The organism is Pseudomonas putida, assembly GCF_030159595.1.
In the GTDB taxonomy this organism is placed as follows: domain Bacteria; phylum Pseudomonadota; class Gammaproteobacteria; order Pseudomonadales; family Pseudomonadaceae; genus Aquipseudomonas; species Aquipseudomonas putida_AC.
Map to the genome: position 1 here is coordinate 158,236 of NZ_BSKJ01000013.1, position 6,702 is coordinate 164,937.

The following is a 6,702-nucleotide window of genomic DNA, read 5'->3' on the forward strand; positions in this document are numbered from 1 at the left end:
CTTCATCTCGGTGCAAATTAATAGTGTGTACGCCCTACTTTTGCAGATGAAAGCGCATCCCGCCGACAAGCGCAAGTTATCTCTCAAACGTTACCGATTCACACAATTAGCCAATGTTTGCGGTAACAATTCTGCTGCAATGCTTTTCGATCAGGTGTTTGAAAAATATTTGTTCGCCCCTCTTTCCAAAAATCAATTACAGCGTATACGCTCTAAATCGTCAGGCGGTCGAGCCGCTGGCCACACATCAGAACAAGAGGAGAGATACCCATGCGGGGTAGGCAGAAAATTGCAATCGTCGGTGCAGGTCTGGGTGGGGCAGCCGCCGCCACGTTGCTGCAACAGGCCGGGTTCGATGTCGAGGTGTTCGAGCAGGCGCCGGCGTTCACCCGCCTTGGTGCGGGCATTCATATCGGCCCTAACGTGATGAAAATCTTCCGTCGCATGGGGCTGGAGCAGAAGCTGGAGCTGATGGGCTCGCACCCGGACTTCTGGTTCAGCCGCGACGGCAATACGGGTGATTACCTGTCGCGTATTCCGCTGGGTGAATTTGCCCGCCGCGAGTACGGCGCCGCCTACATCACCATCCACCGTGGCGACCTTCACGCGCTGCAAATCGACGCGATCAAGCCGGGCACCGTGCATTTTGGCAAGCGCCTGGAAAAGATCGTCGACGAAGGCGACCAGGTGCGCCTGGACTTCGCCGACGGCACGCACACCGTGGCCGATATCGTCATCGGTGCCGATGGCATCCATTCGAAGATCCGCGAAGAGCTGCTAGGCGCCGAAGCGCCGCACTACAGCGGCTGGGTCGCGCACCGGGCACTGATCCGTGGGGTGAACCTGGCGCAGCACGCCGACGTGTTCGAGCCCTGCGTGAAGTGGTGGTCCGAAGACCGCCACATGATGGTCTACTACACCACCGGCAAGCGCGACGAGTACTACTTCGTCACCGGCGTACCGCATGAGGCCTGGGACTTCCAGGGCGCGTACGTCGACAGCAGCCAGGAAGAAATGCGCGCCGCCTTCGAGGGTTACCACCCCACCGTGCAGAAGCTGATCGACGCCACCGAATCGATCACCAAGTGGCCGCTGCGCAACCGTAACCCCTTGCCGCTGTGGAGCCGTGGCCGCCTGGTCATGCTGGGTGACGCCTGCCATCCGATGAAGCCGCACATGGCCCAGGGTGCCTGCATGGCCATCGAGGACGCGGCCATGCTGACCCGCTGCCTGCAAGAGACCGGGCTGTCCGACCACCGCACTGCATTCGCCCTGTACGAGGCCAACCGCAAAGAGCGCGCATCGCAGGTGCAGTCGGTATCGAACGCCAACACCTGGCTCTACACCCAGGAAGACCCGGCCTGGGTCTACGGCTATGACCTCTACGCGCAGCAGCTCAAAAGCGGGGAGGCCGCATGAGTACCTTCGTCGCCGGCGGCAACGTCAGTGCCAATGGCATCCGCCAGCATTACCTGCGCTACGGCGGCAAAGGTCATGCGCTGATCCTGGTGCCGGGCATCACCAGCCCGGCGATTACCTGGGGCTTCGTGGCCGAGCGCCTTGGCCAGTGCTTCGATACCTATGTGCTGGATGTGCGCGGTCGCGGCCTGTCTTCAAGTGGCCCGGATCTGGATTACGGCACTGACGCCTGTGCTGCGGATATCCCGGCATTCGCCGCAGCGCTGGGCCTGAACAGCTATCACCTGGTCGGGCACTCGATGGGGGCGCGGTTTGCTGTCCGAGCCGCAGCCCAAGGTGCGCCGGGGTTGCAGCGACTGGTGCTGATCGACCCTCCGGTGTCCGGGCCGGGGCGCCGCGCCTACCCGAGCAAGCTGCCGTGGTATGTCGACTCGATCCGCCAGGCCACGGTTGGCATGAGCGGCGACGATATGCGCGCCTTCTGTGCCACCTGGAGCGACGAGCAGTTGGCCCTGCGTGCCGAGTGGCTGCACACCTGCTACGAGCCGGCAATCGTGCGTGCCTTCGAGGACTTCCACGAGGTGGACATTCACCAAGACCTGCCCGCCGTGCGCCAGCCGGCACTGCTGATGGTGGCCGGGCGCGGCGGGGTGATCGAGCCCCGCGACATCGCCGAAATCCGCGAGCTGAAGCCGGATATCCAGGTCGTACAGGTAGACGACGCCGGCCACATGATCCCTTGGGATGACCTTGAAGGTTTCTTCGCCGCCTTTGGCGACTTCCTCGACCAACCCCTCGTCTGACGGAGCACGAGACATGACCCAGCTATACCGCATCGGCCAGATCGTGCCGAGCTCGAACACCACCATGGAAACCGAGATCCCGGCGATGCTCAACGCACGCCAGGCGATCCGCCCCGAGCGCTTCACCTTCCACTCCAGTCGCATGCGCATGAAGCAGGTGAAGAAGGAAGAACTGGCGGCCATGGACGCCGAGTCTGACCGCTGTGCCGTGGAGCTGTCCGACGCCAAGGTCGATGTGCTCGGCTATGCCTGCCTGGTGGCGATCATGGCCATGGGCCTGGGGTATCACCGTCAATCGGAAAAGCGTTTGCAGCAGGCCACGGCCGACAACGACGCGCTGGCGCCAGTCATCACCAGCGCCGGTGCGCTGGTCGAGGCCTTGCATGTGATGAAGGCCAAGCGCATCGCCATCGTCGCCCCGTACATGAAGCCGCTGACCGAACTGGTGGTGAACTACATCCGCGAGGAAGGCTTCGAGGTGCAGGACTGGCGTGCGCTGGAAATCCCCGACAACCTCGCCGTGGCCCGCCACGACCCGGCCAACCTGCCAGGCATTGTCGCTGGCATGAACCTGGAAGGCGTGGATGTGGTCGTGCTCTCGGCCTGCGTGCAGATGCAGTCGCTGCCTGCAGTGGCCAAGGTCGAGGCGCAAACCGGCAAGCCGGTGGTCACCGCAGCCATCGCCACCACCTACGCCATGCTCAAGGCGCTGGACCTCGAACCGATCGTGCCGGGCGCCGGTGCCCTGCTGTCGGGCGCTTACTGAAATCGGGAGGCGGACATGAGCGATACACTGAGCGCCCGTGACAACTACCAGGGCGTGTGGGGCCAGCGCATCGGCTTCGGCCGTAAGCCGGCCCTGTTGATGATCGACTTCATGCAGGGCTATACCACCCCTGGCGCACCGCTGTATGCCCCAGGCGTGGTCACGGCGGTCGAACAGGCCGCCGGCCTGCTGGCGCTGGCCCGTGATTGTGGCACCCTGGTGGTGCACACCAACATTCGCTACCAGCCGCCGCATTTCGCCGACGGCGGTGTGTGGGTGCGCAAGGCGCCGGTGATGAAGGACATGGTCGAAGGCAACCCGCTGGCCGCCTTCTGCGAGGCCGTCGCACCGCAGGCGGGGGAGGTGGTGTTGAGCAAGCAGTACGCCAGTGCCTTCTTCGCCACCAGCCTGGCCCCGCTGCTGCATGCACAAGGTGTGGATACCGTGGTGCTGGCCGGTTGCTCTACCAGCGGCTGTATCCGCGCCAGTGCGGTGGACGCCATGCAGCACGGCTTTCGAACCATCGTGGTGCGCGAGTGCGTGGGCGACCGCCACAACGACCCGCATGAAGCCAATCTGTTCGATATCGACAGCAAGTACGGCGATGTCGTCACCCGGCAGGACGCCATGCAGCAACTGCGGCACCTGGCCGGCTGAGTGCCGGGCAGCCTTTATCCAATAACAATCAAGGAACGGTGCCGGAAGCCCGTTCATGACCGCCTGCTGTCCGGGCGGTCGCCCCGCAGGAGCACTCGGGGTCTTCAGGCGCTGCCAAGGCTCGCCGCGTATAGTGCGCGGGGTGCCCGGCGCGTCGAAAACTGCTGGCCTTAAAACAACCACAAAGTCGCCCGCCAGGAGACAGGAAATGCCAATTGCGAATGCAACCACGGTCCACAGTGACATCGACCATGGCACCAAAGCGCTGTACAGCAAGATCACCTGGAGGCTCATCCCCTTCCTGTGTTTCTGCTACCTTGCCGCGTACCTCGACCGTATCAACGTCGGCTTTGCCAAGCTGCAAATGCTCGAAGACCTGCAGTTCAGCACCGCAGCCTATGGCCTGGGGGCCGGGCTGTTCTTTGTCGGCTATATCATTTTCGAAGTGCCGAGCAACCTGATTCTGCAGCGCGTTGGCGCCAAGCTGTGGATCGCCCGCATCATGATCACCTGGGGTCTGCTGTCGGCCTGCACCATGTTCGTCAGCACCACCACCCAGTTCTATATCCTGCGTTTTCTCCTGGGGGCGGCCGAGGCCGGCTTCCTGCCGGGCGTGCTGTACTACCTGACCATGTGGTATCCCACCTATAAGCGCGGACGCATCATCGCCCTGTTCATGATCGGCTTGCCATTGTCCAGTGTGATTGGCGGGCCGATTTCTGGCTGGATCATGGGGCATTTCGACCAGGTACATGGCCTGCATGGCTGGCAGTGGCTGTTCCTGCTGGAGGCGATCCCCAGTGTGCTGTTGGGCATCCTCACGTTCTGGGCATTGCCCAACCACTTCCAGCAGGCCAAGTGGCTGTCGGCTGAAGACAAGGCGCAACTGGCGGCAGACCTGGCCGCCGATGATGCCGAGGGCAAGGACAGCAAGCACAGCTTCCGCGACGGCTTCTTCAACCTGAAGGTGTGGATGCTGGGCGGCATCGACTTCTCGATCCTGCTCAGCGCCTATGCCATGGGCTTCTGGATGCCGACCTTCATCCGTGATGCGGGCGTCAGCGACACCTTCCACATCGGCTTGCTCACGGCTATCCCGAGCCTGGCCGCGCTGGCCGGCATGCTGATGATCGGGGCCAGCTCCGACCGCCACCGTGAGCGCCGTTGGCACATCATCGTGCCGTTCATCATCGGTGCGATCGCCATGGCCAGCAGTACCTTGTTCAGCCAGAACCTGGTGATGACCGTGGTGCTGTTCGCCATCGCTTCGGCGGCGATCATCGGTGCCGTGCCGGTGTTCTTCAGCCTGCCGGCTACCTTCCTCAAGGGCACGGCGGCGGCTACCGGCTTCGCCCTGGCCTGCTCGGTGGCCAACATCGCCGGCCTGGTCAGCAACTCGCTGATGGGCCTGGTCACCGACCTGACTGGCACCTCCCACGCGGCATTGTGGGTATTTGCCGGTTGCCTGATTCTCAGCTGCTTCCTGGTCATTGCCTTGCCGGCAAAGCTGGTCAACCGCTAGCGGCCCAGCGCTTCACGCAACGGCAGGGCAGGCGGGCCGGGGGCCCGCCTGCCAACCCTCTCTCACCGCAACCCGCACGTCGGTGGCCGTTCAAGGCCACCGCGCCGGGTGGCTGTTGCCCGATTCCAGGAGTAGCTCCATGCAAGGTTCCACTGCACCGCGTTTTTCCTCGTCTGCGCGCCTGGCCGGTGGCTGTATTGCCGCCGCGTTGTGTGCCGAGGCCTCGGCCGAAGAGGCCGGTTTCATCGAAGGGGCCCGCGCCACGCTGCAGGCGCGCAATTACTTTTTCAGTCGTGACTACGCCGATATCAAGGGCGCGAGCACCCAGTCGCGTACCCAGGAATGGGCGCAGGGTTTCATCCTCAATGCCAGCTCCGGCTATACCCAGGGTGCGCTGGGCGTTGGCGTTGATGTCACTGGCCTGCTTGGCTTCAAGCTCGACAGCAGCCCGGAACATGCCAAGTCTGGGTTGTTGCCCAGCCTGGACAGCGGCAAGTCGGCGGACGAGTACAGCCGCCTGGGTGCGGCGATCAAGTTCAAGGTGTCGCAGACTGAGCTGAAGGTGGGCGAGTTGATGCCCAACCTGCCTGTGCTGCTGTTCAGCGACCTGCGCTTGCTGCCGCCGACCTACCAGGGGGCGATGGTGGAGTCCCGCGAGTTTGCCGGGCTGACCCTGAATGCCGGGCAGTTCCGCTCCACCAGCCTGCGTGACTCGTCCAACAGCCAGAGGATGTATGCGCTGGTCAACGACCCGATCAACCCGGCGCGGCTGGCGCGTTTTACCAGCGACCGCTTCAACTATGTGGGCGCCGACTATGCATTCAACGACAACCGTACCAGCGTTGGCGTGTGGCAGGCGCAGCTGGAGGATATCTATCAGCAGCGCTTCTACAGCTTCAAGCACGCCGAGCCGTTGGGTGACTGGACGCTGGGGGTGAATGCCGGCTATTTCGATGCCCGTGAGGACGGGCGCAAGATTGCCGGCGATTACGACAACCACGCACTGTTCAGCCTGTTCTCGGCCAAGACCGGCGGCCATACCTTCTATGTGGGGTACCAGCAGATCGGCGGTGATGACGGCTTTATCCAGGTGGGTGCCAACACCAACCCGATGGGCAACACGCTGCCGACCTATGAGTTCTCGGCGCCGGGCGAGCGGTCGTGGCAGGTACGGCATGACTATAACTTCGTCGCCTTGGGCATTCCGGGCCTGACGTCGACCTTGCGCTATGTGAAGGGGCGGGATGTGGACACCGGGCTGGGCTTCGAAGGGCGTGACCGCGAGCGTGATCTGGACTTGGCTTATGTGGTGCAGAGCGGGCCGTTTGCCGGGCTGGGGGTGCGGGTGCGCAACGTGATGGCGCGTTCCAATTACCGGACGGATATTGATGAGAACCGGTTGATCCTGAGTTACACGGTCAAGCTGTTCTGAAGGTGTAGATGTTCAAAAGCCTGTGATGTCCCTGTGGGAGATTCTATGGTTTTCAGCAAGCTGTTTTGACACCTTTGGTGATGTATTCGTCCTGATTTTTCAT

Annotated in this window: 6 protein-coding genes; all 6 read left to right on the top strand. The window is 62.8% G+C overall.

The window, feature by feature from the left end; translation table 11 throughout:
* Positions 1 to 270 precede the first annotated feature (270 nt).
* Positions 271 to 1,419 carry a 6-hydroxynicotinate 3-monooxygenase gene (gene nicC / locus QQL85_RS24140; protein ID WP_284356822.1) on the top strand — a complete coding sequence of 383 codons (1,149 nt, stop codon included), beginning with the start codon at positions 271 to 273 and terminating at the stop codon, positions 1,417 to 1,419.
* Positions 1,416 to 2,222, top strand: coding sequence for an N-formylmaleamate deformylase (nicD, locus tag QQL85_RS24145; protein ID WP_284356821.1), 807 nt, complete (start codon positions 1,416 to 1,418; stop codon positions 2,220 to 2,222). The genes nicC and nicD overlap by 4 nt, the downstream gene beginning before the upstream one ends.
* A gap of 13 nt (positions 2,223 to 2,235) precedes the next feature.
* The gene (locus QQL85_RS24150; RefSeq protein ID WP_086977785.1) at positions 2,236 to 2,988 is read left to right on the top strand and encodes a maleate cis-trans isomerase family protein; all 753 of its coding nucleotides are present in this window, start codon (positions 2,236 to 2,238) and stop codon (positions 2,986 to 2,988) included.
* 15 nt (positions 2,989 to 3,003) lie between these two features.
* On the top strand, positions 3,004 to 3,645 hold the full coding sequence (locus QQL85_RS24155) for an N-carbamoylsarcosine amidohydrolase (protein WP_284356820.1): 642 nt from the start codon (positions 3,004 to 3,006) through the stop codon (positions 3,643 to 3,645).
* 208 nt (positions 3,646 to 3,853) lie between these two features.
* Entirely contained in the window at positions 3,854 to 5,167 is a 1,314-nt protein-coding gene (locus QQL85_RS24160; RefSeq protein WP_284356819.1) for an MFS transporter, read from the top strand.
* Between the two features lie 139 nt (positions 5,168 to 5,306).
* Entirely contained in the window at positions 5,307 to 6,599 is a 1,293-nt protein-coding gene (locus QQL85_RS24165) for an OprD family porin (RefSeq protein ID WP_284356818.1), read from the top strand.
* Positions 6,600 to 6,702 lie beyond the last annotated feature (103 nt).